Consider the following 25,466-nt stretch of genomic DNA (forward strand, 5'->3'; position numbering starts at 1 on the left):
TCCGGCCGGCCGGCGCGGGAACACACTGGCAGCCGTGGTTGGCGGGAATCCGTGGGGAACTGTCGATCCAGCCGCTGTGCCGTCACCCCGAAGATCTCTAACGTGAACCGGGCACCGCCGATCACACCAAGGAAAGAGTCCCGGTGACCAAGCTGCTCCTGTCCCTCCACGTCCTGGCCGCCATCGTCGCCGTCGGCCCCGTGACCGTCGCCGCCAGCATGTTCCCGCCGGCCGTGCGCCGCGCCCTGCCGGTGGACGGCACCGGCCCCGCCCCGCGGGCGGCGGGCACCGTGGAACTCCTCCACCGCATCTGCCGGGTCTACGCGGGCCTGGGTGTTCTCGTACCGGCGTTCGGTCTCGCCACCGCCCTCGCGATGGGTGTCCTGGGTGACGCCTGGCTCGTCGCCTCGATCACCCTGACCGCCGTCGCGGCCGGCGTACTCCTCGCCTTCGTGCTCCCCCGTCAGGAGGAACTCGTCGGGCAGGTCGCCGAGCGGACGCCGGTCGACCGGCAGGCCACCGTGCAACTCGCCATGTTCACAGGTGTGTTCAATCTTCTGTGGGCGACCGTCACGGTGCTCATGATTGTCCGCCCCGGTTCCAGTACGGGTGCTTGACGCCCGGAACGCCCACTTCACCCCCGATGGACGCCTAGACTCGGCAGTCGCGACCCCGCGCCGGGGCCGCCGAGCAGAAAGGCACGTTGAGGGTGTTCCAGGATTCCCCCATCTACGACCGACTCATCGCGGAGTGCGGCGACGTGCCCGCACAGGTGCGCCGCGAGGCCGAACGCGTCAGCAGGGAACTGGAGCTGGTCATGCGGCCTCTGCAGTCGTCCGGCTACGGCACCGGGTTCGACCGGCCGCAGGCTCCGGGCAACGGCTGGCAGCGCGCCGCCCTGCTCCCCGGGCCCCGGCCGCACTGACCGGCGCCCCGCGGTGAGCCGCCCTCACCGCGCCGTGGTGCTCATCCCGTCCAGCTCGGCCGGCTCGTCGGGGACGGGACGGGACAGCCACTCGGCGATGGTCCGCGCGATCGGCTGTTCCGTCTCCACCTCCACGAACCCGAACTGCCCCGACTGGTTGCACTCCAGGAACCACCAGGTCCCGTCCGCGTCCTCAGCGAAGTCGAAGGCCCCGTAGGCCAGTTGCGCCCGCCCCATGTAGTCCAGCACGGCGGTCGCGGTGCGCGCCGGAACCTCCACCGGCTCCCACGGCGGCCCGGGCGCGGCGAACCGCACGTCCACCACCTCCGGATCGGCCTCCGGCGGCGTCGTCTTGCGGGCCGCGAGCAGCCGGTCGCCCACCACGGTGAGCCGGATGTCGGCCCGCTTGGCGATCCGCCGCTGGAGCAGCGTCGGCCCGTAGGCGACCGCCGAGAAGTCCGCGTCCGGCGCCACCCTGCTGGTCGGCACCGCCCGCGGCGGATCCTGCGGATGAGCCCCCGACACCGGCTTGACCACCAGGTCCGGGAAGCGCTCCGCGAACTCCCGCGCGGCACGCGGGAACGTGGTGATCACCGTCGCGGGCACGGGCAGCCCGCACCGCTGGGCCAGGCGCAGCTGCCACGGCTTGTGGCGGGCCTGCCGCGCCGCGTCCGGGTGGTTCATCCACCGCGCGTCGCACCCGCGCAGCATGCCGTAGAGCGCCTGCGAGGCCTCCTCGGTCAGCCAGCCGGACGGCTGCGGCGCGCGCCCGGCCGGCGTGCCGGGCCGGCGCACCCAGACCGACCGCAGCCCGCCGATGCTCACCAGCCGTCCGCCCGCGGACAGATGGCCGCGGAAACGGCCGTGGACGTATTCGCCGGACAGCGAGACGCCCCCGGTCAGATCGGCGGGGTCGAGGCGGACCACCGGCACGCCTGCGCCGTTCAGATGGACCACCACCATGTCGGCGGTCACGTCCTCCTCACAGGTGAGGATCAGCACGGTCATGGTCTACGGTCCGCGTTCAGTCGTCGAAGTGGGTCTTGGAGCCCGCGGTGGACGTCGTCGTCCCCACCTCGCGCAACAGGGCATGGTCGCAGGCCGCGATCCGTCCGTCACCGAGGACGTTCAACTGCAGTCCGGAGTCATACGCATACGGTGTGGCAACTGCCAACTCCACCGCCGGACGGGCGTAGTTGAGCGCGAACGGTTGCATCGTCTCTCCCTCGTCGGTGCTGCGCCGATCAGGCAACGGCCTTCAGGGCGCCGTCGCTTGGTCCGCCGACTTGCGTTGGCTTCCAGAGACTTATACGAATCGAACGGGTGGTTGGTTTCCTTACGGAGCGTAATCATCGGCGGGTTCCCGTACCGGCCGCCGTCCGGGCACTCCGGGCACCCCCGCGCCGAGGGAGCCACGCATGGTGCGCAGAGCGAGCAGAAGGACACCGATGTCGTCCAGATACACGGGATCGGGCAACAGATCGGCCGGCAGCACCAGATAGAGCACCGCGCCCCAGAACACCCAGCGGGGCCCGGTGGGCAGCCCCGCCCGCCGCAACTCCCGCCGCGTACGGACCAGACGGACCAGCAGAGTCACGGCACCGGCCAGCACCACGGCCGCGAGAAGCGCGGCGCCGGCCCACATCGCAGTGGTCGTGTCCAACGAACTGCCCTCCCTTCCGACGGCCGCGTGCCGCGGCCCAGCGCCGCGACACAGTCCTCGAAGAAACGGATTCCCGCTCAGCGCCCCGGTATGGCGGCGGGGACCGGCCATGCGCGCAGGCGACCGTTGCCCCGTGAACAACACCCGAAACACGGAATCGTCGCAGGTCATCCCGGTGGCTCAGTCAAGTGGCAGCACGGGATGGGGGGGCCTAGTAATGGTCATCAGTCTTCCCCTGGAGTCGATCATGACCACTTTCTCCTCGTCCCCCTCGAACGAACCGGGCATACCCCTCGACGCGGCCGCCGCCCCGCCCGCCGGCACGACGGGCAGCGCGACCGGCGCGCACCGGCCGGAACCGGCATGGGCGCGCCCGCCGGCGGCGGACCGCACGGCACCCGCCGACAGGGACCACCCGCCCGGCCCGGCGGACGTCGGCCGGCCACGCGACACGGCCGACGAGAGCCGTCCCCGCCGCCCGTTCGACACGAGGTACTCGCGCGATCCCGCGCACGGCAACCATCCGCGCGATCCCGTCAACCGGCGTGATCCCGTCGACCCACGCGCTCCCGTCCACGCCGACGGGCACCGCGACCCGGTGGCCACGGTCGATCTCGTGGACCCGGTGGAGCCGCCCCGGGACGCACGAGGACCCCAGGACCCGCAAGGGCCACACGACATGCGTGACCCGCGCGACCCCGCCGGTCCGCCGGGGCCCGCGCACCCCGCCGGCCCGGCGACGGCGACCGGACGGGCGTACGCCGATCCGGTGAGCGACCTGGTGCACGCCGCCGTGTCCGACCGCCCCCTCGAAGAGGTCGTCGACCTCATCACCGCGCTCGAACGGTCGCCCGAGCACACCCGCGCCGTCGTCGACGCGCTGCGCGCCGCCGGTGTCGACCGGTCCGTGGAGGACGTCACCCGGCTGGTCGCCCTGCTGACCCGCCCGCCCCGCGACGCCGCCAGCGCCGACGAGACCATCCGCGCGGCCGCCGCCCACCGCTCGGTGGAGGACGTGACCCTCCTGGTGGCGCTCCTGCACAACGAGCCCCTCGCGCCGCACTGCCGCGAGGAGGCGCTGCGCGCCGCCGCCACCGGCCGCTCCGTCGACGAACTGGTCGAACTGATCGACCGTCTGGCCGCCCAACGGCCCCCCGAGCACCTCCGCGTCGCGGCGGAGGCCGAGACCCGGACCGCGCACGAGCCGGGCCCCGGGGAGCAGCGGGAGGACGTCCGGCCCGACGCCGTGCGCGCGGCGGCCCCCCGTGGCGGCCTGCGCGTCGCACGCCGGAAGCCCGCCGCGCGGAAGAGCAGCCGCCGCACCCCCCGGCCCGCCCGGCGCCCCGGCACCGTCGCCAGGTCCGCGATCTGGACGAGCTGGCTGGCCGCCGCCGCCCTCGCGGTCTGCGCGGTCACCCACTTCCCGCTGCAACGTGACGGCGTGTCGCTCAACGTGCACGCCCTCGCCGTCGGCCTGTCGGTGCTCTGCACGGTGCTGGCACTGATCCTGGTGGTGCGGCCCGCGGTGGTCGCACTGATGGGAGCGGTCGTGGTGCCGTCGGCGCTGGCCGTCGCCCACGCCTACGGCGGGTCGTTCTCCGACGCCGCCCTGCCCAGGGCGGCCGACCTGGCCCTCGCACCCTCCTGGCTGGCCACCTCGGCCGCCGTCGCGGCGGCGCTGCTGGCCCTGGCGGCCCTGGTGGTCCGCGTGGCAGCCCCGGCCCGGGCACCCGCTGGACCCCTGGCCCCGGCCGAACCCCACCACGCGACGGACTGACCGCCGGCCCTCGCGGGCGGTGGACGGGGTGGAGGCAACCCCACCCCCCGGTCCACCGCCCAGCACCATGTCGCCCCAAGGCGCCCGGCGTTGTTCATCGTCGGACACCCCGCCCCGCGGGCGACCGCGGTCGGGGTGAGGCCATGGAGGAGCAGACGGGCCGGACCGTGTGACGCGCCGCGGCGCTGACCGGAGCACGCGTCGCACCGCCGGCGCGGGCCGCCGCGAGGGCCGAGGCACGGGCGCCCGCGTGGCCGGGCCCGCTCGGCCGCACCCCGCAGCTCGGCCCCGCCCGTGTCGGCCCCGACGACACCCGGTACGGCGACCTGGTGGTCCGGGGCACCGCCCGCCACTAGCGGCGCCCGCAGCGGGTCAAGGAACGCCGGGACCCGAGGAACGTGTTCCGGCACGCCCTCCCGGTCGCGGCGGACCGACGGGTCACCGGTTGTCCGAAGGTTCCGGTTCCGGCTCGCGCGCCGGGTCCGTGTCCTCCTGCGAGCGCGCGCGGCGGGACCCGCCCGCCTTCAGACGCTCCAGCGTGCGCGTGAAGTGCTGGAGCGGGGCCGGGGTGCGGGGACGGGGCGGCTGGACCGGGGACGGGGTGGCGGTGCCTGCCTCGCGGTAGGCCTCCAGGGCCTCGTGGGCGCGTTCGGCGGCCTCGCGGTACAGGTCACGGGACTTCGTCATGGCGTCCAGGGCCTCGGCGTACATCGCCACCAGCGCCCGCTCCCGCTCGAGCTCCTCGGCGAGGGTGAGCAGGTGCCAGTCCTCCCGCAGCGCGGTCAGCGCCTCGGCGGCCTCCTCCGGCAGCTCCCTCGGCAGCGCGTCGTACCGGCTCACCGCGTCGACCAGGTCGACGGGTTCCGTGCCGTCGAGGAACACCGCGCGCACGGCGAACGCGTCCGGCTCGTACCCCTCGGGCGCCGGACGGCCGGGCAGCACCGCTGCGCCGCCCCTGGGGACCTCCACGTCGAAGTCCCGCAGCGCCCAGTTCGTCACCCGGTACTGCTGCGGCGTCGCCCGGTGCTCGACCACCCGGTCCCGCAGCCCCGGCGGCAGCCAGTGCGCGAGCGGCACCCGGCCGCGTTCGTCGGTGGTCATCGCCTCGTGGACGACGACGTGGATGTACCAGGGGTCGCGCGCGCAGTCCCGCAGCAGCCGCCGTACGGCCTTGTCGTCCTCCGGGAGCGGGCTGATCTCCCCAGGGCGCAGGCCGCTCGCCGGGTCGTGGCTCCCGCCGGCGTCCGGCTCCGGGGGCCAGAACATGGCGACGGGGGACGGCCAGGAGCGGTCCCGGGGGCGCTCCGCCTCCGCGACCAGCAGCCAGTCGCGGCCCTTGCCCGTGGCGGGTGTGAGACTCAGCCGGGCGCGGACCGTGACTCCGTCCCCGACCCGCGTCCGGGACTCGAAGACCAGGTCGGGCTTGGTGTCGTCCGCCGGGAGCTCCAGGAAGTCGTCGATGTCCCCGGAGTCCTTGAGTGCGGAGAGACTGCTGCGGAGTGTCTCCTCGGCCCGCTCTCCGACGTATCGGCCGCGGGTCGCCCAGACGGTGGGAGGGATGGTGGGGCGGGCTGTGGCAGAGATCGGCATGGGTCCAGTCATCAGCGGGGGCACGTGCGACTGCCAGTATCGTCGCCCGCGCCCGATGACGGGACGCGGGGTTGCGCCGTACGGCGGCCGGACCCGTCGTGCGCCGCCCGGACGGCCCACCACGGGGGCGCGCACGGCCTGCCGCGCGCGGGGTGTGCGCGCCGCGCACACGGTGACGTCCGTTCACCCGTGGTCCCCGGGCGGCGTCGGCACCAGAATGACGTTCGCGGGCGGGGCCGGCCCACCATCCGCATCGGGGCGGGTCCCGCCCGTACGGCCGTTCCCGCGTCCGTAGTGTTCCCGGCCCCGTGGGCCTCGCGTCCCGCCCCGTGCCGGGGCGAAAAGCGGCGACCCTACCAGCGCCCTGGTGGCCCTGTCGCATATTCCACGGGAAAACGCCAAAGCTCTCACCACGGTCGAGCACACACCGTAGCGTCGACGTCACGTTCGCGGTACAGCCGTGCGAGGGAGGGGGATCCGGCGTGCCCGGAATCGACGAGAGTCTGTTGGAAGCCATGCGGCTGCCCGGCGCGCGTGGCGCCCTGGTGGTCGACTGGATCAGCGGGCTCGCCCTGGGCGCGGTCGGGGAGGCGCCGGGCGGTGACGTGGAGGCGACGGCCGCCGAGACCGCCGAACTGGCCCGGCTGGCGATGGAGAGCGGCGCCCTCGCCCCGTCGGGCACCGCCGCGGGAAAGGAACCACCCGTCGAGGACCTGATCCTCACCACCGCGGACGCCTTCCACCTGCTGCGGTTCGTCGTCACCACCTTCGACAGCACGGTGTTCGTGTTCTTGTCGTTGGACCGCGCCGACGGCAATCTGGCGCTGGCCCGTATCCGGCTGGCCGAGATGGCGGACCGGATGGTGCTCGGATGACCGCTGCCGCCGCCCGCACGGACGGATCCGCCCCCGAGCTGCTGGACACGCTCGCCGCCGACGGGGCCACCGGAGCGCTCACCACCCGGTCCGGCGTCTTCTATCTCGCGGCCGGGCACGTGGTCCACGTCGAGTCCGCCCACAGTCCCGACTTCGGCGACCTGCTCACCCGCAGTGGCGCCCTGGCCCCGGCCGGCTGGTGGGAGGCGGTCGAGCGGGCGGGGGCCCGGCAGCGGGTCGGCCGCCAGCTGGTGGACAGCGGACGCCTCACCACCGGCGCGCTCGAGCTGGCGCACCTGGGGGCCCTCTTCGACGCCGCGTACTTCGCGCTGGCCCACGACGGCACCGCCCTGCGCTTCCGCCCCGGGGTCGCGCACTGGCTCGGCGCGGTCCGGCCGGTGCCGGTGGCGACCGTGCTGCGCGAGTCGGACCGCCGCCGCGACCTGCTGGAGCGGATATGGCCCGACCCGGCCGTCGACACCGCGCCGCTCACCCGGGTGCCCGACGCCGACCCGGCCGCCCTGCCGCCGCGCAGGGGGCGCGCCCTCGCCCTGGTCGACGGAGGCCGCACCGCCGCCCAGATCGCGTCGGTCCTCGCCCACCGCACCTTCCACATCCTCGTCGAGCTGCGCCGGCTCGCCGCCGACGGACTGGTCGCCCCCGCACCCCCCGCGCCCGCCCCGCCCGTCCACACCGTCCCCGGCGCGGGCCGCGCCGACTGGGACGAGCCCGACACAGCGCTGCTGAGACGGCTCCTGGACGCCTTGGAGGCACTGTGATCCGCACGCGCCGGCAGCGTGCCGAAAGGAGACTGCTCATGGCCGTCGAGACCGACGTGCTGGACGAACTGCGTCGGCTCCGCACCCGCGTCCCGCGGCTGGCGGGCTCCCTCGCGGCCACGGTCGACGGGCTCGTCCTCGCCCACGACGCACCGGACACCGAACCCGAGGGGCTCGCCGCGCTGACCGCCGCCGCGCTCGGCGTCGCCCACCGGATGACGGACGCGGCCGCCCGCGGGGAGTTCCGTGAACTCCTGGTCCGCGGCAGCCTCGGCTACATCGCCACCTACGCGGCCGGCACCACCGCCGTGCTCACCCTCCTCGCCGACGACCGGGTCAACGTGGGCCGCCTGCACCTGGAGGGCCGGCGCAGCGGCGCCCGCATCGCGGAACTGGTGGACACCGCCATCGGTCCCGGCGGCGGCCGGCACGCCGACCGGCCCGCGACCCGGGAGGGCGCCGGCGCCCCGGACGCCACGGACCGGGCCCGGCCCATCGGCACCCTCCCCGTACGGACCCCGCAACGTCCCACCCACCGGCCCCGGCCCCAGACCGGCGGCTGACCCCGTACCTCACTTCCGGCCGGACGCCCGTCCGAGCGGCGCCGGCCCGCACCACCCTTCATGATCCGGAAAGGACACCACTCATGGCCAACACCGAGACCGCGCTCAAGGAATGCCTCAGCTCCATCGACGGCGCGACGGCCGCCGCGCTCGTCGACTACACCAGCGGCATGGCCCTCGGCACCCTGGGCGGCGGCAAGGACCTCAACCTGGAGGTCGCCGCCGCCGGCAACACCGACGTGGTGCGGTCCAAGCTGCGCACCATGGAACTGCTGGGGCTGAAGGAGGAGATCGAGGACATCCTGATCACCCTCAACAGCCAGTACCACCTGATCCGCCTGCTCAAGGGGCGCGGCGGCAACGGCCTGTTCCTGTACCTCGTGCTGGACGCCGCCCGCGCCAACCTGGCGATGGCGCGCCACCAGCTGCGCCGGATCGAGAACGAACTGGAGGTCTGAGCCCTCACCCGTCCGTGGCCCCGCGCACCGCACACCGGTGCGCGGGGCCACGGACGTCGCGGGGCCGCCCGGGTCCGGTTCCGGGAACCCCGCACCGCGTCCGGCGGAACGGCGGCGCGGAAGGGCTCCGTCCGGTGGTCCCCGCCGGTCGTGCGGCCCGCCTGATGCCGTACCGTCACGTTTATCGGACCGTTACCGACGGCCGCCCGGGAGGACGCCGGCCGGGCGGTACCGGAGTGCGGGGACAGGAGGCACACGGGTGACAGACGCCGGGCGGGACACGGCCCCGGATCGGGACGAGGACGCGCGCCCACGGCTGCCGCAGCTCAGGCTGGACGAACTGCTGGAGGAACTGCAGGCCCGCATCGACGCGGCCCGCGGCACCCGCGACCGGGTGCACAGTCTCCTCGAAGCGGTCCTCTCCGTCGGACGGGAACTCGACCTCGAACAGGCCCTGCACAGCATCGTGGAGGCCGCCGCGGCGCTCGTGGACGCCCGTTACGCCGCCCTCGGGGTGATCGGCCCGGACGGCACGCGGCTGTCCGCCTTCCACACCGTCGGCGTCAGCGACGAGGAGATCGCCCGCATCGGCCACTACCCGGAGGGCCACGGCATCCTCGGCGAGCTGATCCGCCATCCCGAGCCGCTGCGGATACCCAAACTCTCCGATCACCCCGCCTCCTACGGCTTCCCGCCGCACCACCCGCCGATGAACACCTTCCTCGGCGTCCCGATCCGCGTGCGTGACCAGGTCTTCGGCAACCTGTACCTGACCGAGAAGCGCGGCGGTCAGCAGTTCGACGAGGAGGACGAGTCCGTCCTGTCGACCCTCGCGGTCGCCGCCGGGGTCGCCATCGACAACGCCCGACTCTACGAGGAATCCCGGCTGCGGGAGCGCTGGCTGCAGGCCAACGCCGAGATCACCCACGGCCTGATGTCCGGCAGTGAACGCGGCACGGCCCTGCTGCTGGTCGCCGAGCGGGCCCGCGAGATCACCGGCGCATCCCTCGCCGTGGTGGCGGTGCCCATGGCCGGCACCGACTCGCTCACCGTGGAGCTGGCCGTCGGACAGGACGCGGCGACCCACCGCGGCCTGGTCGTGCCGGTCGAGGGCAGTCTGCTCGGCCGGGCCTTCGCCGGCGCCGCGCCCGTCACCTCGCGGGACATCGGCCACGACGAACGTGTCTTCCAGGGCCCGCAGAGCTTCACCGGCCTCGGCCCCGCCGTCGCGGTGCCGATCGGTTCCGGTGACGGCGTGCGCGGCATCCTGCTGCTGGTCCGCGCCGGCGGCGGCCACGTCTTCACGGACAAGGAGATCGAGCCGCTGCGCGGCTTCGCCGCCCAGGCCGCGGTGGCGATGGAGCTGGCCGAGCGCCGCCAGGACGCGGAACAGATCGCCGTGCTCGAGGACCGCGACCGCATCGCGCGCGACCTGCACGACCTGGCCATCCAGCGGCTGTTCGCCACCGGCATGACGCTGCAGAGCGCCGGCCGGTTCATCGACCACAAGGAGGCCTCCGAGCGGGTGTTGCGGGCCGTCGACGACCTCGACGAGACCATCAAGATCATCCGCTCGACCATCTTCGGGCTGCGATCCCGCGCGTCCACCGGCGGCGCCGGGACCGGGCTGCGTGCCCGCGTCGTCCGGCTGGTGGGCGAGGCCGCGCCGCTGCTGGGTTTCGCGCCGAGCGTGCGCATGGAGGGCCTGATCGACACCCACGTCTCCAAGGAGGCCGCCGACCACCTGGTGGCCGTGCTCTCCGAGGCGCTGACCAACGTCGCCCGGCACGCCGGCGCGAGCCGCGTCCAGGTGGCCCTGGAGACCGACGGACGCGAGGTACGGCTGACCGTGACGGACGACGGCGTGGGCCTGCCGCCCGGGGGCCGCCGCAGCGGACTGCGCAACATGGCCGAGCGCGCCGGGCAGCTGGGCGGCGCCTTCGATGTCACGGGCACCCCCGGCGCAGGCACCACCCTGGTGTGGCGGGTCCCCGTGGGCGAGCAGTAGCCGCTCGGTCGGCGGTGTGTGTCCGGGAGCGGCGGGGGGTACTCGGTGTGCCGTCCCGGCCACGGCGGGGTCACCCGGGCCGCGGCCGGCAGGACGCGCCGCCGGTGACGGCGCCGGACCGGACCGCTGCGGCACCGCACCCGGCGTCCCCGTACGGGACATCCGGCACCGTGCGCGGCGGACGTCGGCGGGAGGAGCGGCGCAGTGACCGGCTGGACCTGGGAGTACGAGGGCTACGCCCCGGCCGACGAGCGGCTGCGGGAGTCGCTGTGCACCCTGGGCAACGGCTACATCGCCACCCGCGGCGCCCTCGCCGAGTGCTCCGCCGACGAGACGCACTACCCGGGCACCTACGCGGCCGGCATCTACAACCGGCTCGCCTCCGCCGTCGGTGGCCGCCAGGTCGAGAACGAGGACGTCGTCAACCTGCCCAACTGGCTCCCCCTGCGCTTCCGGCTGCCCGGCGCCGACTGGCTGACCCCCGACACCGCGGCCGTCGCCGACCACGCCGTGACCCTGCACCTGTCCTCCGGACTGATGGAACGCCGCACCCGGTACGGACTCGGGTCCGGACGCGCCCTCCTGGTACGGCAGCTGCGGTTCGTGCACATGGCCGACCCCCATCTCGCGGGCCTGCGCACCGAGTTCACCGCCGAGGGGTTCACCGGTCCGCTCGAGGTGGAGGCGGCGCTCGACGGAGGCGTCACCAACGCCGGAGTACGGCGCTACGCCGACCTCGACGGACGCCACCTCACCCATGTACTCACCGGGACCTCGCCGGGGGACACCGTGTGGCTGCGCTGCCGCACCCGCACCTCCGACATCCGCGTCGCCCTCGCCGCCCGGCTGACCTCGCCGGCGGCCGTCTCGGTCCGGCACGACCGGCCCCGGGCGGTGCAGACGACACGGCTGGACCTGGCGCCCGGGCGGACCCTCACCGTGGACAAGGTCGTCGCCCTGCACACCTCCCACGACCCCGCGATCAGCGACCCGCTGCACGCCGCCGTCGACCGGGTGAGCCGGGCCGCCGGCTTCGACGACCTGCTGGCACCCCATCTGACGGCCTGGCGGCAGCTGTGGCGCCGCTCGGAACCGGACGTGCCCGACGAGGCGGGCCGCATCCTGCGGCTGCACCTCTTCCACGTGCTGCAGACCCTCTCCCCGCACACCGCCGACCTGGACGTGGGGGTGCCCGCCAGGGGCCTGCACGGGGAGGCGTACCGCGGGCACGTCTTCTGGGACGAGCTGTTCGTCCTGCCCTACCTCAACCTGCACTTCCCGGAGGTCTCCCGGGCACTGCTGCACTACCGCCACCGGCGCCTGGAACGCGCCCGCACCGCCGCGCACGACGCCGGAGGGCGCGGCGCGATGTACCCGTGGCAGAGCGGCAGCGACGGCCGTGAGGAGACCCAGCAGCTGCACCTCAACCCCCGTTCGGGGCGCTGGCTGCCGGACCACTCGCACCTTCAGCACCACGTGGGCTCGGCGATCGCGTACAACGTGTGGCAGTACTGCGAGGCCGCGGGAGACGAGGAGTTCCTGCACACCAAGGGCGCCGAGATGCTGCTGCAGATCTCCCGCTTCTGGGCCGGCTGGGCGGCCTTCGACGACCACCTGGGCCGGTACCGGATCAAAGGCGTGGTGGGGCCCGACGAGTACCACGAGGCATACCCGGACGCCCCCGAACCGGGCCTGGACGACAACGCCTACACCAACGTCACGGCCGCCTGGGTGCTCACCCGCACCCTGGAGGTGCTGCGCGCCCTGCCCGAGCCGCGGCGCCGCGAGCTGGCCGAGCGCACCGGGCTGGACACGGCGGAGCTGGAGGAGTGGGAAGAGGTCTCGCACACCCTCCACGTCCCCTTCCACGACGGGGTCATCAGCCAGTTCGAGGGGTACGGCGAACTCGCCGAGCTGGACTGGCGGGGCTACCGGCACCGGTACGGCGACATCCGGCGGCTGGACCGGATCCTGGAGGCCGAGGGCGACAGCGTCAACCGCTACCAGGCGTCCAAGCAGGCCGACGTCCTCATGCTGGGCTACCTGTTCTCACCCGCCGAGCTGCAGGGCGTCTTCCGCCGGCTGGGACTGGACCTGGACGCACGGACCTGGCGGCGCACGGTGGACCACTACCTGCACCGCACCAGCCACGGCTCCACCCTCAGCGGCCTGGTACACGGCTGGGTCCTCGCCCGGGCCCGCCGCGCGGACGCCTGGAAGTTCTGCCAGGAGGCCCTGCAGTCCGACATCGCCGACATCCAGGGCGGCACCACGGGCGAGGGCATCCACCTCGGCGCCATGGCCGGCACCCTCGACCTGGTCCAGCGCGGACTGGCCGGCCTGGAGACCCGCGGCGGAGCCCTGTGGCTCGACCCCGTGCCCCTGCCGGAGCTGTCCTCCTACGGCTTCACCGTGCGCTACCACGGTCACTGGGGCGTGCGCCTGCGGCTGCGGAGGGAACTGCTGGAGATCACCGTGCCCTCGTCGGGCCGCTCCCCGATCGAGGTGCATCTGCCGGAGCACCGCGTGGTGCGCGTCGAGCCGGGCGAGACGGCCCGGCTGACCCTGCCGGACTGAGCCGCCCCGGCGCCGGAACGGGAAGACGCCGGGTGTCCGGCCGGCATGACACCGGCCGGACACCCGGCGTACGGGTCCTCGCGGGCTCCCGGGTCAGGCGCCGCTCTCGCGCAGCATGTCCTCGCGCTCGACGATCTTCACGCGCTCACGGCCCTGCGGCTCGCCCAGTGCCTTCTCCGCCGCGTCCAGGCGGTACCAGCCGTCCCAGGTGGTGTGGCGGATGCCGCGCTCGGCGAGGAACGCGTCCACCGCCTCGGGGGCCGGGGAGGCGGGCGTGCCGAGACGTCCGCCCGCGTAGTCGGCCAGCAGGTTCGCCACGGTCTCGTTGGCGTCGCCCTTGGTGTGCCCGATCAGGCCCACCGGACCGCGCCGGATCCAGCCGGTGACGTACGTGGACGGCAGGTGCTCGCCGGTCTCCTGGACGACCCGGCCGCCCTCGTCGGGGACGGTGCCGGAGTCGATGTCCCAGGGCAGCTTGGGCAGCTTGTCGGAGAGGTAGCCGACCGCACGGTAGACCGCGGTGACGTCCCAGTCCTTGAACTCGCCGGTGCCCTTGACGTTGCCGGTGCCGTCGAGGGCGGTGCGCTCGGTGCGCAGGCCGACGACCTTGCCGTCCTCACCGAGGATCTCGGTGGGCGACTCGAAGAAGTGCAGGAACAGCTTGTGCGGGCGGTCGCCGACGTCGCGGATCGCCCAGTTCTCCAGGGTCTTGGCGACCATGTCGGCCTGCTTGTTGCCGCGCCGGGTGGCGATCGAGCCGTCGTCGTAGTCGATGTCCTCGGGGTCGACGATCACCTCGATGCTGGGGGAGTGGTCCAGCTCCCGCAGCTCCATCGGGCTGAACTTCGCCTGCGCCGGGCCGCGGCGGCCGAAGACGTGGATCTCCATCGCCTTGTTGGCCTTCAGGCCCTCGTACACGTTCGGCGGGATCTCGGTGGGCAGCAGCTCGTCGGCCGTCTTGGCGAGGATGCGCGCCACGTCCAGGGCGACGTTGCCGACGCCGAGCACCGCGACCTTCTCGGCCTCCAGCGGCCAGGTGCGGGGCACGTCCGGGTGACCGTCGTACCAGGACACGAAGTCCGCGGCGCCGTAGGAGCCGTCCAGGTCGATGCCGGGGATCGGCAGCGCGCGGTCGGCCGTGGCGCCGGTGGCGAAGATCACGCCGTCGTAGAAGGCGCGCAGGTCGTCGAGGTGGACGTCGGTGCCGTAGTCCACGTTGCCGAACAGGCGGATCTGCGGCTTGTCGAGGACCTGGTGCAGGGCCGTGATGATGCCCTTGATCCGCGGGTGGTCGGGAGCGACGCCGTAACGGATCAGTCCGAACGGCGCCGGCATCCGCTCGAAGATGTCGATGGACACGCCCGGGTCGGCGGCCACGTCGGACTTGAGCAGGGCGTCGGCGGCGTAGATCCCGGCGGGGCCGGATCCGACGATGGCTACCCGCAGGGGGCGGGGCATGGTCAGGTTCCCTTCGAGCGATGACAAGCGTCTCGTGGGGAAGCCTAAACTCAGGCTTGCCTTACCTGGTACGCGGGTCCGGTCTATGGGCTCATAAGCCGACCTTATGCCGTGTCCCCAGGTGGCCTTATGGGTCGGCGTGTGCCCGTCGGGAGGGAGCCCCTCAGGGAAGGTTCTGCTCCGCCCAGATCACCTTGCCGGCCGCCAGATAGCGGGTGCCCCAGCGCTCGGCCATCTGCGCGACCAGGAACAGTCCACGCCCGCCCTCGTCCGTCATCGTCGCGTACCGCAGGTGCGGGGAGGTGCTGCTGCTGTCGTAGACCTCGCAGATCAGATGGCGCTCGTACAGCATCCGCACCCGGATGGGGGCGGCGCCGTGCCGCATCGCGTTGGTGACCAGCTCGCTGAGGATCAGCTCGGTGCTGAACGTCAGCTCCTCCAGCCCCCACTCGGTCAGCTTCCGGGTGACCTCCGCCCGCACCTCGCCCACGGCCGCCGGGTCGGAGGGCACCGGCCACTCGGCGACCCGGTCCGGGGCCAGCGCCCGGGTGCGCGCCACGATCAGCGCGATGTCGTCCGCGGCCCGGGACGGACGCCGGGACTCCACCACGACCCGGCAGGTCTCCTCGGGCGAGTCCCCGGCCCGCGCCAGCGCCTCGCGCAGCTGCTCAAGACCGACGTCGATGTCGTGCTCGCGGTCCTCGACCAGCCCGTCGGTGTACAGGACCAGCCTGCTGCCCTCCGGCAGCTCCAGCTCCGCCGACTCGAACGGCAGCCCGCCGAGGCCCAGCGGGGGACCGGCGGGGACGTCCGGGAACTCCACCCGGCCGTCCGGCCGGACCAGCGCCGGCGGCGGATGCCCCGCGCGCGCCACGCCGCAGCGCCGCGACACCGGGTCGTAGACGGCGTACAGACAGGTCGCGCCGATGACCGGCGCCACGTGCTCGTCCTGCGCCTCGTCCTGGTCGATCCGGCCGACCAGCTCGTCGAGCAGCGCGAGCAGCTCCCCGGGCGGCAGGTCCAGCGCGGAGAAGTTGTGCACCGCCGTGCGCAGCCGCCCCATGGTGGCCGCCGCGTGCAGTCCGTGCCCCACGACGTCGCCGACCACCAACGCCACCCGCGCACCGGACAGCGGCAGCACGTCGAACCAGTCACCGCCCACCCCGGCCTGCGCCGGCAGATAGCGGTAGGCGATGTCCAGGGCGTTCTGCTCGGGCAGGGTGCGCGGCAGCAGACTGCGCTGGAGCGTCACCGCCATGCTGTGCTCGCGCGTGTAACGGCGGGCGTTGTCGATGGACACCGCGGCCCGGGCGACCAGCTCCTCCGCCAGCGCCAGCTCCTCCTCGTCGAACGGGTCGGGCTTGCGGAACCGCCAGAAGCTGACCACGCCCAGGACCGTCGCCCCGGCCCGCAGCGGCACCGTGATCAGCGAGTGGACGCCGTACTCCACGACCTGCGCGGAGCGTTCGACGTCCTGCGCCTGCCAGCCCGGCGCCTCGTCGAGCCGCGGCTCCAGGACCGCCCGGCCGGTGGCCAGGCTCCGGCCCTGCGGCGAGGACGCGACGAAGCGGATCTGCTGCTCCGTCGCGTAGAGCGGTGCGTCGTCGGTGACACCGGTGCGGGCCGTGCGGCGCAGCGCGGCGGCCGCGTCGGGGTGACCGCCGGCCAGCACCGACTCGAACAGGTCCACCGTGGCGAAGTCGGCGAACCGGGGGACGGCCAGGTCCGACAGCTCCTGCGCGGTGCGGGTCACGTCCAGGCTGGTGCCGATGCCCACGCCGGCGTCGTAGAGCATGTTCAGACGCTCACGCGACTCCTCCGCCCGGCCGGACAGGGCCCGCAGCTCGGTGGAGTCCCGGACGGTGATGACGCTGCCGCCGTGGCCGCCCGAGGGGTCGGTGGCCCGCTGGTTGACCGCCAGCAGCCGGTCGCCCACCGGCAGCACCTCGTCGGTGACGACCCGGCCCGAGGACAGCAGCTCGGTCGTGGCCGGATCCAGCCCCAGGTCCCGCACGTGCCGGCCCTCGGCGTCGTCCGGCAGGCTGAACAGCCGGTGCGCCTCGTCGTTGGCGAGCAGGAGGGTGCCGTCGCCCTCGACGATCAACACGCCCTCGCGCACCGCGTGCAGCACCGCGTCGTGGTGTTCGTACATCCGGGTCATCTCGTGCGGGCCCAGACCGTGGGTCTGCCGCATCAGACGTCTCCTGATCAGGGCCGCGCCGCAGGTCGCCAGCGCCAGTGCGGCGAGCGCCGCGCCCAGCACCAGCGGCAGCTGGTCCTCGGCCGCTCCGCCCACGTGCTCCGTGGTGATGCCCGCCGACACCAGGCCCACCACGGTGCCGTCGGCGTCCTCCACCGGGACCACCGCCTGAACCAGCTGACCGATGGTGCCCTCGATCTCCTCCACCACCGGCTCGCCGGCCAGCGCGGGTTCGATGGTGCCGACGAACTTCTGGCCGATGCGGTCCGGCTTGGGGTGCGTGAAGCGGATGCCGTCGGTGTTCATCACCACGACGAAGTCGACGTGCGACCGCTTGCGGGCGGCCTCGGCGCGCGGCTGGAGCACGGCCGTGGGGTCGGGGGACTCCAGCGCCTCGGCGGTCCCCGGGGCGTTCGCGAACGCCTCGGCGACGGCCAGGGAACGACTGCGGGCCTCCCGCGTGCTGTCCCGCTGCACCTGGAGCACCAGGGCCACGACGGCGGCCACCACCAGCAGCAGCACCATCACCAGGAGCAGGACGAACACCTGTCCGGCGACGCTGCGCCCGCTCAGCACCGACCGCAGCCCCGCCATCGGATGCCACCCGGAGCGGCCGCTCTCCTGCCGCCGGCGCCGCACGGAGGCGGCTGCGCCGGACCGCTGGGGCGACCGGGTCCGGGATCGACCCATGAGTCGGACCATGTGCCATGTCTACACTGCCACGCCATCCGAGGCGAGGGTAGGCCGGGGCGGCACCTTTCGAAGCTACGGTTCGCCCCTGCAAGGGCGCGGGAAACCGCGCGACCGGCCCAGACGGAGCCGCAGCCGCCCCATCACCGCGGGGGCAGCCTCCTGGGCGCACGCGTCAGGAAGCGTGCGGCGCCGTGGGGGTCGTTCGCGCGGTTCCCCGCGCCCCTGGGGCGTATTCGCACCGGCGTGAACAACAGGGCCCGCGTGCTTCGCATGCGTGTGCGGGTCGCGCGCGGCCTTTCCCCCTTGGCCGCGCGCGACCCTCCCCCGACGCGCGACTCGTCCCCGAGCAGTCGCGCGTCTTCCTGACCGGGCCCGTCCCGTCGGGACGGGCCCGGCGTGTGCGGCCCTGACGGGCCCGTGACGCACCGCCCGGTGCGGCGCGGCGCGTGCACCGCGGCCGGAGACAAGGGGCACGCGGCGGTGCACGGCCGTGGTGCGGGACCGTGGGCGTAGGGCGGCGCCACGGCCACGGCGCCGGGCGGGCCTCAGTCGGCCAGGGCGCGCGCAAGCTCCGTGCTGGCCCGGGCGATCTCCGTGTCCGGCTCCGCGAGCAGCCGGTTCAGCTCGCCGCGCCGGGCCCGCACCGCCTGCCGGGCGGCCCGCTCCCACACCACCGGGTTCTCACGGCGGTTGAGCAGCTTGGGTACGCGGCGGCCGTGCTCTCCCACTGCCGGGCGTCGGCGATGGCCTTGAGGAGCTGGATGATGCCGGCCCGGCAGGTGACATGCGGCAGCTGGGCCAGCTCCCAGAGGAAGGGACCGTGGCGGCGGTCGCCTGCTCCGTGACGAAGCCGTACTGGCAGATGCGTTTCCGCAGATCCTCCAGGGCGGCCCTGGCCGTGCCGGCGTCGCCCCAGGCGATGCCGTTGAGCAGGAGCGGAATGGCGGCCGCCGATCCGGTGGAGTCCTGCATGTCCGCCCAGGGCACCTGGGACAGGGCCGTGAGGGGCGTGGATCGTGCCACTCCGGTGGGGGAGGTGTGGCGCACTGGGCGCTCGCTGCTCGGCTGTTCCGTAGAAGCGCTGCGCATGGCGTGGGTGCCTTTCCGCGGCAGTCGTGTCAGATGGGCGGGCGGGTGGACAACCGGGCCCACACCGTCTTGCCGATCGGGGCGGTGGGGGTCCAGCCCCACGCCTCGGACAGCGCGTCGACGATGCGGAGCCCCCGGCCGTGCTCCTCCAGGCCGGAACCGGCGCCGGGGGAGACCACGGGCGGGTGGTCGTCGGGGTCGGAGACGGTGAGCAACAGGTGCGCCGGCTCCAGACGGAACCCCAGCCGTACGTCCGGCGCACCCGGGCACCGCGACGCCGCATGGGTGACGGCGTTGGCGGCGAGCTCGGTCATGACCAGGGTGGCGTCGTCACCGCAGTGGGTGAGCGACCAGTCCCCGAGGGTGTCGCGGGTGAAGGACCGCGCCCGTGCGAGGCCCTCCCGGCTGCAGGTGATGCTCACCGCCGCGTGGGGGGCGGCGGCGGGCACCGTCGGCAGAGGGGTCCCGTCCTCGATCCGTGGCACCGCCGGAAGCGGGCCGTACGACCGGGCGCCGGGGTCACCCGCCGGTAACACGGCCGAGGCCGGCGGCCGGAGCGTCAAGTGCACAGGTGATGACACGGCATCTCCTTGATGCGACGTCAGGACGGGGCGTTCCCACAGGGGTTGACGCCACGGCTATTATCCACGCTGTCAGCGCTCGCGTGCAATTGCACGGGAAATTGCGCGAGAATTTTCGCCATGTGCGGCGGCGGCCGTGTGCGGCGAACGGCAACAGCAAGGAGACAGCGGTGCCTGGAGTGCGGAACGGAGTGCGGGCCAGCCAGTTGGACGCCCGCTGGATCAAGAGCCGGCACAGCAACGCCGAGGGCAACTGTGTCGAGGTCGCGCCGCTGTCGGGCGGTGACGTCGCGATGCGCAACTCCCGTGACCCCGACGGGCCCGCCCTCGTCTACACCGCCGCCGAGGTGGCCGCCTTCCTGGCGGGGGCCAAGGACGGCGAGTTCGACCACCTCGTCCGATAACCGCCCCCCGTCCGGTGCCGACGCCCTGGCCCGGGTGTCGGCCGGCCGGTCAGGGAAACGCCGTGGAGCCGGCACCGGGCCCTCGGCCGTCGCCGGTGAACCGGAGTCCAACTGCCCCACTTCGGTCGGCATTTCGCTTCCGCGTGCGGTGAGGCGGTGTCAGATGCGATAGTGTGAATCGCCCTTGTGCCGGTCTGCTGGGAGTCAGGATGTCCGCCGCGTCGCATCGCATCTCCCGTCTGGAACCCTACCTGGACAGGCCCGAGCCCGCGCCGACCTTGCTCAAGATGCTGGTGGGCGTGCAGCTGGCCGGTTTCCGTGAGGACGCCGGTCTGTCCCAGGACCAGGCGGCCCGTTCCGTCGGCTTCAGCGGGGCCAAGCTGTCCCGGATCGAGTCCGGCAAGGGCCGCCGCCCGCCGACCGAGACCGATGTACGGGCACTGCTCGACCTCTACGGCACCGACGGCTACGAGGCCTCCGTCCTGCTGAAGCTGCTCCAGCGGGCCGGCGAGCCGGGCTGGTGGCAGCGGTACGACAAGCGGCTGATGCCCGAGTGGTTCGACCGCCTGGTCGGGCTCCAGGAGGCCGCCGCCACCATCCGTACCTTCGAGATCCAGTATGTCCCCGGTCTGCTGCAGACCGCCGCCTACACCCGCGCGGTGGTCGAGCGCGGTCTGCCCCACGCGCCGGCGAGCGAGGTGCAGCGGCGGGTCGAGCTGCGGATGCGCCGCGCCGAGCTGCTGATGCGCCAGGACGCCCCCCAGCTGTGGGCCGTCATCGACGAGTCGGTGCTGCTGCGCGTCCTCGGCGACCGCGCGGTGATGCGCGAACAGCTCGAACACCTGGCCGTGATGGCCGACCGGTCCAACGTCACGGTCCAGATCGTCCCGCTGAACGTCACCAACGCCTCGGCCCCCGCCATCCCGGTCACCTATCTGCGCTTCGGCGGCCTCGACCTGCCCGACGTGGTCTACCTGGAGCACATCAGAAGCGCGAACTTCCTCGAGGACCGCGACGAGACCGAGGAGTACCGGATCGTGCTCGACCGTCTCGCCGACGAGGCCCTCAAGCCCCGTGAGTCGGTGGAGCTGCTGCGCCGGACGATAAGGGAACGCTACTCCGCGCAGTAGGCGGAACCCCGCGCGTCCGAGGAGCACCGACGGTTCCTGCCTCCGCGACGCGTGCCGGACGTACCGACGCCCCTCCCGGTCCCACGAGGTCCGGGCAGGGGCGTCGCGGTGTCGGGAGCGTTACCCGGGTATCCGGCCCACGCCGCCGAACTCGATCCACTCCTGGGTGAGCTGACGGGGCGCCACCTCGGTGTCCGGGCGCCAGGTGGACACCTCCACGAGACCCGGTTCCAGGATCTCGAGGCCGTCGAAGAGCGCCTCGACGTCCTTCTGCTGACGCACCCGGCCCCAGTGCCCCTGGGTCACCTGGTCCATGAAGCCGGTGACGAAGTCGCGGACCTTCTCGTCCTCGCTGACCAGCTGGCACATCACCATGAAGCTGCCCGGCGCCAGCCGCTCCCGCACCCGGTTGGCGACGGCCATCGGACCGTCGGTGTCACTGTCCGGAATGCAGTGGAAGACCGAGTTGAACAGCACGCACACCGGCTCGTCGAAGTTGATCAGCCGCTGGGTCTCGGCGTGGCCGAAGATCCCGTCGGTCTCGCGCATGTCCGCCTGTATGACCACGGTGCGCTTGTCCTGCTCCAGCAGCGCCCGGCCGTGCACCAGCACCATCGGGTCGTTGTCGACGTACACCACGTGGGTGGTGGGGTCGATGCGCTGCGCGACCTGGTGCACGTTGTCCTGGGTGGGCAGGCCGGACCCGTGGTCCAGGTACTGCCGGATCCCGTACTCCTGCGTCAGTGTGCGGACCACGCGCTGCAGGAAACGCCGGTTGTTCAGAGCCAGCCGGCGGGTGCTCGGCACCACCTTGTCGAGTTCCTCGACCGCGGACCGGTCCGCGGCGTAGTTGTCCTTGCCGCCCAGGTAATAGTCGTACATACGCGCGGCCGTCGGCACGGTTGCGTCGATCTCGGTGGACAGCTGCTTACCGGTGTGCATCGTTCCCCCTGCGGAGTGCCGCGCCAACTGGACTGGCTGGACAGGAAATACATCTTAGGGAGGGCCGTTCGGCCCTTGCCAGCCCGTCGGCGAACAAGACCCCGAAGGAATGGTGAAGGTGTGTCAGGTCGTCACTCCGGGTGTCGTGGTGAGTGTGTGGAGTGATGGTCTGACCGCTGGGGCCGGGATACCCGCCCCGCGACAGCACCGCCGTCGTGGAGGTCGGACCATCGTGGACGGTTCACCGGACCGGATCACCGACCCGTGGGGCGTGCGCACCCCCTACGCGCCCACCTCCTGGCCGGCCCGCACCGACCTGCACCTGGCGGACGGGGTGACGGAGGACGACGTGGAGCGGTGGGTGCCCTCCGCCTCGATCCTGCACTCCAACGGCGACGCCATGGACATCGCGGTGCGCGGCGGACGCATCGTGGGCGTGCGGGGCCGCACCGCCGACCGGGGCAACCGCGGCCGGCTCGGCCCCAAGGACCTCTACGGCTGGCAGGCCAACCACACCCCGGACCGCCTCACCCGCCCCCTCGTCCGGGAGAGCGGCCGGCACGTCGAGACCGTTCCACTACGACTACTGGGACACCCCGGAGGGCCACCGGCCGCCCGACGGCCGGCCCGGGCGCGCCGCGAACGAGACCACCGTCACCGACTGGGACCCGCTGTCCAAACAGCCCCTGTTCAAGACGGCCGCCGCCCGCGTCACCCTGGTCACCCGGCGCGGGGCGTCCCCGCAGCCGGCCACGGACGACGTGAGGACGGGGAGCACCGCATGAACGGCATCGGCATCACCCTGCGCGCCCTGCACGACGGCGAGCGCGACCTGGAGACGCACCTGCTCACCGTAGCCGAGCGCCACCGCACCGAGCACGAGGTGCACCACGTCGCGACCGACGTGGCCCGCTGGTCCCGGGAGCACGCGGCACGGCTGGCCGCCCTCGGCCCCGATCACGGCGTCGACCTGCCCGGCCCGCGCGATCACACCGCACCCGGCGCGCTCACCGCCCTGCGCGAGAAGACCGCGCAGGCTCTCGGGCGCCGCCCCGGGACGGGACTGCTCCTCCTGGAGGACCTGCGCGACCTGCACCTGGCCGCCGTCCGCAACTCCCTGAACTGGGAGATGCTGGCCCAGGCGGCACAGGCCACCCGGGACCGGGAACTGCTGGAGCTGGTCTCCGACTGCCATCCGCAGACCCTGCGGCAGATGCGCTGGACCAACACGATGATCAAGGTGCTGTCGCCGCAGCTCCTCGTCAGCGTCTGACCCGTCCGGGGCCGCACCCGCGGACCCGGAGGAAGGGGATGCCCGGCCACGCCTGCGCGGGCGACCGTGCCCCGCTATCGTCGGTTTCGTCCCCACGGGACGTCGGCCGCCGGACGAGCGGCGGCCGGTCCGGCCGGTTCCCCCGGGAGGCAGGCACCATGGACGGCTACTACGACCTCGGCGCCTACGGACGGCCCGTGACGACGACTTCCCCGGCGGCCCAACTCTGGTTCGACCGTGGGCTGATGTGGACCTACGGCTTCAACCACGAGGAGGCGGTCGCGTGTTTCCGGCGGGCCGCCGACGCCGACCCCGACTGCGCCATGGCCCACTGGGGGGTTGCCTACGCCCTCGGCCCCAACTACAACAAGCCGTGGGAAGCCTTCGACGGCGAGGAACTCACCACCACCGTCGAGCAGACCCACGCCGCGGTGGAACGGGCGCACCGGGCGGCGGCCCGCGCCACCCCCGTCGAACGCGCCCTCGTGGAGGCCCTGCGCGCCCGCTACCCGCAGGCCCACGCCGCCGAGGACTGCTCGGTGTGGAACGAACCGTACGCGGACCGCATGCTCGCCGTGTACGAGAGCGCCCCGGGCGACCCCGACGTGGCCGCGCTCTGCGCCGACGCCCTGATGAACCTCACCCCCTGGCAGCTGTGGGACCTCAGGACCGGACTGCCCGCCGACGGTGCCCGCACCGAGGAGGCCAAGGCCGTGCTCGACGGCGCCCTCGCCACCGAGGCCGGCGCCCACCACCCCGGCGTGGTGCACCTCTACATCCACCTGATGGAGATGTCACCCACCCCCGAGGCGGCCCTCACGGTCGCCGACCGGCTGCGCGGCCTCGCCCCCGACGCCGGGCACCTGCTCCACATGCCCTCGCACCTGGAGGTGCTGTGCGGCGACTACCGCCGGGTCGTCTCGGACAACACCGCCGCCGTCGCCGCCGACGAGAAGTACCTGCGGCGGGCGGGAGCGATGAACTTCTACACGCTCTACCGCGGCCACAACCACCACTTCCGACTCTACGGCGCCATGTTCGCCGGGCAGTCGGCGGTGGCCCTGGACGCCGCCGCACGGCTGGAGGCCGCCGTCCCCGAGAAGCTGCTCCGGGTGGAGAGCCCGCCCATGGCCGACTGGCTGGAGGGCTTCCTGGCGATGCGCTTCCACGTCCTGATCCGCTTCGGCCGCTGGGACGACATCCTCTCCCTGCCGTTCCCCGAGGATCCGCGGCTGTACTGCGTCACCACCGCGATGCTGCGCTACGCCCGGGGCATCGCCCTGGCCGTGACCGGTGACACCGGGCGGGCCGACGCCGAGCGGGAGGAGTTCCGCGCGGCGGTGGACCGGGTCCCCGAGACCCGGATGCTGTTCAACAACACCTGCCACGACCTCCTCGCCATCGCGTCGGCGATGCTGGACGGCGAACTCGCCTACCGCAAGGGTGACCACGACACCGCCTTCGCCGCACTGGAGCGGGCCGTCGAACTCGACGACAGCCTGCCCTACGACGAGCCGTGGGGCTGGATGCAGCCCACCCGGCACGCCTACGGGGCGCTGCTCCTGGAGCAGGGCCGGGTCGCGGAGGCGGAGGCCGTCTACCGGGCCGATCTGGGGCTGGACGACACCCTGCCCCGGCCCCTGCAGCACCCGAACAACGTCTGGGCGCTGCACGGCTTCCACGAGTGCCTGCTGCGTGGCGGCAAGACCGGGGAGGCCGCGATCGTCGCCCGGCAGCTGCGGCAGGCGGCCGCGCTGGCGGACGTACCCGTCGAGGCGTCCTGCTTCTGCCGGCTTGAGACGCACGGCGCCTGCCATTGACAGGACGCCGGCGGCCCCGGGTGGTTCCCGGGGCCGCCGGCGTCGTGGGGGCGGCCGGAGTCCTCAGCGGGACGCCACGACGGCCTGGAACGACCGCATGCAGGAGAAGCAGTGCCGGTCCGTCGTGTCGCGTCGGGGTGATTCCTCCTCCTTCTCCACCCCGCACAGCGTCGAGGTCTTGTCAGGGGTGAGGACATGCCAGACCGGCTCCCCCGAAGTGTCTGCACCGCACCACATCTCGTGCATTCCCAGCTCCCTCCGGGTAGGCATGGAGGCCGCCTCCATGTCAGCACGGCGGGGAGCCGGACGGCTCGTCCGGCGGGCCAGTCGGGTGACACGGGGGCCCGGCATGCATACGGGACGGCACGGGCGGATCCTGGAGTGATGACGAAGGCTCCGATCGTGGTGCACCCGCCGCTCGGCTCGGGCGGCCGGCGCGTGACCGTGCGCGGCGAGATCGTCGGCCTCGCCTACGCCGACCGGGACGTCGTGGAGTTCCTGCGACGCGTCGGGCTGCCGGAGGGTGAGCGGCTGCTGGACGATCCGGCCTGGGTGAAGTGGGTCGGCGGCCGGGCCCACGTCTACGACGCGGCATGAAGCGACGGCGCCTCCGAGGGGGCGCCGTCGCCGCCACCGTCAGCGCCGACTCCGACGGTGACCG

General features: G+C 73.4%; 23 protein-coding genes and 2 pseudogenes. 15 read left to right on the forward strand and 10 right to left on the reverse strand.

Annotated features, from left to right (window positions below; genetic code table 11):
• Positions 1–143: 143 nt before the first annotated feature.
• Together F3L20_RS17065 and F3L20_RS17070 are read left to right on the forward strand one after the other, a co-directional pair.
• A complete protein-coding gene (locus F3L20_RS17065) occupies positions 144–617 on the forward strand; it encodes a hypothetical protein (RefSeq protein WP_150155117.1) in 474 nt (157 codons plus the stop codon).
• Between the two features lie 92 nt (positions 618–709).
• Positions 710–925 (forward strand): hypothetical protein, encoded by a 216-nt coding sequence (locus tag F3L20_RS17070; RefSeq protein WP_150155118.1) that lies wholly within the window; start codon positions 710–712, stop codon positions 923–925.
• Positions 926–949: 24 nt separating this feature from the next.
• Here F3L20_RS17070 and tgmB read toward each other — a convergent pair whose 3' ends face one another.
• The 3 genes from tgmB to F3L20_RS17085 all read right to left on the reverse strand — a co-directional run bounded on the left by tgmB (position 950) and on the right by F3L20_RS17085 (position 2,588).
• A complete protein-coding gene (tgmB, locus tag F3L20_RS17075) occupies positions 950–1,933 on the reverse strand; it encodes an ATP-grasp ribosomal peptide maturase (protein WP_150155119.1) in 984 nt (327 codons plus the stop codon).
• Positions 1,934–1,949: 16 nt separating this feature from the next.
• Entirely contained in the window at positions 1,950–2,141 is a 192-nt protein-coding gene (tgmA, locus tag F3L20_RS17080; RefSeq protein ID WP_004935783.1) for a putative ATP-grasp-modified RiPP, read from the reverse strand.
• Between the two features lie 120 nt (positions 2,142–2,261).
• Positions 2,262–2,588, reverse strand: coding sequence for a YkvA family protein (locus F3L20_RS17085; RefSeq protein WP_167534543.1), 327 nt, complete (start codon positions 2,586–2,588; stop codon positions 2,262–2,264).
• Between the two features lie 247 nt (positions 2,589–2,835).
• Between F3L20_RS17085 and F3L20_RS17090 the strand changes: the two genes are divergently transcribed.
• The gene (locus tag F3L20_RS17090; protein WP_150155120.1) at positions 2,836–4,365 is read left to right on the forward strand and encodes a hypothetical protein; all 1,530 of its coding nucleotides are present in this window, start codon (positions 2,836–2,838) and stop codon (positions 4,363–4,365) included.
• A 438-nt stretch (positions 4,366–4,803) separates the two neighbouring features.
• On the opposite strand, the gene F3L20_RS17095 is transcribed toward F3L20_RS17090, so the two are convergent.
• Positions 4,804–5,955 carry a hypothetical protein gene (locus tag F3L20_RS17095; RefSeq protein WP_150155121.1) on the reverse strand — a complete coding sequence of 384 codons (1,152 nt, stop codon included), beginning with the start codon at positions 5,953–5,955 and terminating at the stop codon, positions 4,804–4,806.
• 482 nt (positions 5,956–6,437) lie between these two features.
• On the opposite strand from F3L20_RS17095, the gene F3L20_RS17100 reads away from it, so the two are divergent.
• From F3L20_RS17100 to F3L20_RS17125, 6 genes are all read left to right on the forward strand, one after another.
• Positions 6,438–6,830 carry a hypothetical protein gene (locus F3L20_RS17100; protein WP_150155122.1) on the forward strand — a complete coding sequence of 131 codons (393 nt, stop codon included), beginning with the start codon at positions 6,438–6,440 and terminating at the stop codon, positions 6,828–6,830.
• Positions 6,827–7,609, forward strand: coding sequence for a hypothetical protein (locus F3L20_RS17105; RefSeq protein WP_145824587.1), 783 nt, complete (start codon positions 6,827–6,829; stop codon positions 7,607–7,609). The genes F3L20_RS17100 and F3L20_RS17105 overlap by 4 nt, the downstream gene beginning before the upstream one ends.
• Before the next feature lie 38 nt (positions 7,610–7,647).
• Positions 7,648–8,172 (forward strand): roadblock/LC7 domain-containing protein, encoded by a 525-nt coding sequence (locus F3L20_RS17110; protein WP_150155123.1) that lies wholly within the window; start codon positions 7,648–7,650, stop codon positions 8,170–8,172.
• 83 nt (positions 8,173–8,255) lie between these two features.
• Positions 8,256–8,630, forward strand: coding sequence for a hypothetical protein (locus F3L20_RS17115; protein ID WP_145824585.1), 375 nt, complete (start codon positions 8,256–8,258; stop codon positions 8,628–8,630).
• 259 nt (positions 8,631–8,889) lie between these two features.
• Complete coding sequence (locus F3L20_RS17120) at positions 8,890–10,638, forward strand: sensor histidine kinase (RefSeq protein ID WP_150155124.1); 1,749 nt, start codon at positions 8,890–8,892, stop codon at positions 10,636–10,638.
• 204 nt (positions 10,639–10,842) lie between these two features.
• Positions 10,843–13,215 carry a glycoside hydrolase family 65 protein gene (locus tag F3L20_RS17125; protein WP_150155125.1) on the forward strand — a complete coding sequence of 791 codons (2,373 nt, stop codon included), beginning with the start codon at positions 10,843–10,845 and terminating at the stop codon, positions 13,213–13,215.
• 93 nt (positions 13,216–13,308) lie between these two features.
• Here F3L20_RS17125 and F3L20_RS17130 read toward each other — a convergent pair whose 3' ends face one another.
• The 4 genes and pseudogenes from F3L20_RS17130 to F3L20_RS17145 form a co-directional block, all read right to left on the reverse strand.
• A complete protein-coding gene (locus F3L20_RS17130; protein WP_150155126.1) occupies positions 13,309–14,673 on the reverse strand; it encodes an FAD-dependent oxidoreductase in 1,365 nt (454 codons plus the stop codon).
• A 163-nt stretch (positions 14,674–14,836) separates the two neighbouring features.
• A complete protein-coding gene (locus F3L20_RS17135; RefSeq protein ID WP_206338926.1) occupies positions 14,837–17,467 on the reverse strand; it encodes a SpoIIE family protein phosphatase in 2,631 nt (876 codons plus the stop codon).
• Positions 17,468–18,111: 644 nt separating this feature from the next.
• Positions 18,112–18,655, reverse strand: a pseudogene (locus F3L20_RS17140) (hypothetical protein).
• Positions 18,656–18,684: 29 nt separating this feature from the next.
• Positions 18,685–19,218: an ATP-binding protein gene (locus F3L20_RS17145; RefSeq protein WP_382684749.1), complete on the reverse strand. Its 534-nt coding sequence runs from the start codon at positions 19,216–19,218 to the stop codon at positions 18,685–18,687.
• 188 nt (positions 19,219–19,406) lie between these two features.
• Here F3L20_RS17145 and F3L20_RS17150 point away from each other — a divergent pair, with 188 nt between their 5' ends.
• On the forward strand, positions 19,407–19,640 hold the full coding sequence (locus tag F3L20_RS17150) for a DUF397 domain-containing protein (RefSeq protein ID WP_145824579.1): 234 nt from the start codon (positions 19,407–19,409) through the stop codon (positions 19,638–19,640).
• A 209-nt stretch (positions 19,641–19,849) separates the two neighbouring features.
• Positions 19,850–20,770: a helix-turn-helix domain-containing protein gene (locus F3L20_RS17155; protein WP_145824578.1), complete on the forward strand. Its 921-nt coding sequence runs from the start codon at positions 19,850–19,852 to the stop codon at positions 20,768–20,770.
• A 120-nt stretch (positions 20,771–20,890) separates the two neighbouring features.
• Here F3L20_RS17155 and F3L20_RS17160 read toward each other — a convergent pair whose 3' ends face one another.
• Entirely contained in the window at positions 20,891–21,712 is an 822-nt protein-coding gene (locus tag F3L20_RS17160) for an SAM-dependent methyltransferase (RefSeq protein ID WP_150155128.1), read from the reverse strand.
• Positions 21,713–21,944: 232 nt separating this feature from the next.
• Here F3L20_RS17160 and F3L20_RS17165 point away from each other — a divergent pair.
• From F3L20_RS17165 to F3L20_RS17170, 3 genes and pseudogenes are all read left to right on the forward strand, one after another.
• Positions 21,945–22,283 (forward strand): annotated as a pseudogene (locus F3L20_RS17165) (nitrate reductase); the annotation flags it as partial.
• Between the two features lie 210 nt (positions 22,284–22,493).
• Positions 22,494–22,985, forward strand: coding sequence for a hypothetical protein (locus tag F3L20_RS34010; RefSeq protein WP_167534698.1), 492 nt, complete (start codon positions 22,494–22,496; stop codon positions 22,983–22,985).
• 158 nt (positions 22,986–23,143) lie between these two features.
• Entirely contained in the window at positions 23,144–24,805 is a 1,662-nt protein-coding gene (locus F3L20_RS17170) for a tetratricopeptide repeat protein (RefSeq protein WP_150155129.1), read from the forward strand.
• 63 nt (positions 24,806–24,868) lie between these two features.
• On the opposite strand, the gene F3L20_RS17175 is transcribed toward F3L20_RS17170, so the two are convergent.
• Entirely contained in the window at positions 24,869–25,075 is a 207-nt protein-coding gene (locus F3L20_RS17175) for a hypothetical protein (RefSeq protein WP_150155130.1), read from the reverse strand.
• A gap of 114 nt (positions 25,076–25,189) precedes the next feature.
• Between F3L20_RS17175 and F3L20_RS17180 the strand changes: the two genes are divergently transcribed.
• Entirely contained in the window at positions 25,190–25,402 is a 213-nt protein-coding gene (locus F3L20_RS17180; RefSeq protein ID WP_206338788.1) for a hypothetical protein, read from the forward strand.
• The last annotated feature ends 64 nt before the right edge of the window (positions 25,403–25,466 follow it).

It is taken from the genome of Streptomyces tendae, assembly GCF_008632955.1.
Classification (GTDB): domain Bacteria; phylum Actinomycetota; class Actinomycetes; order Streptomycetales; family Streptomycetaceae; genus Streptomyces.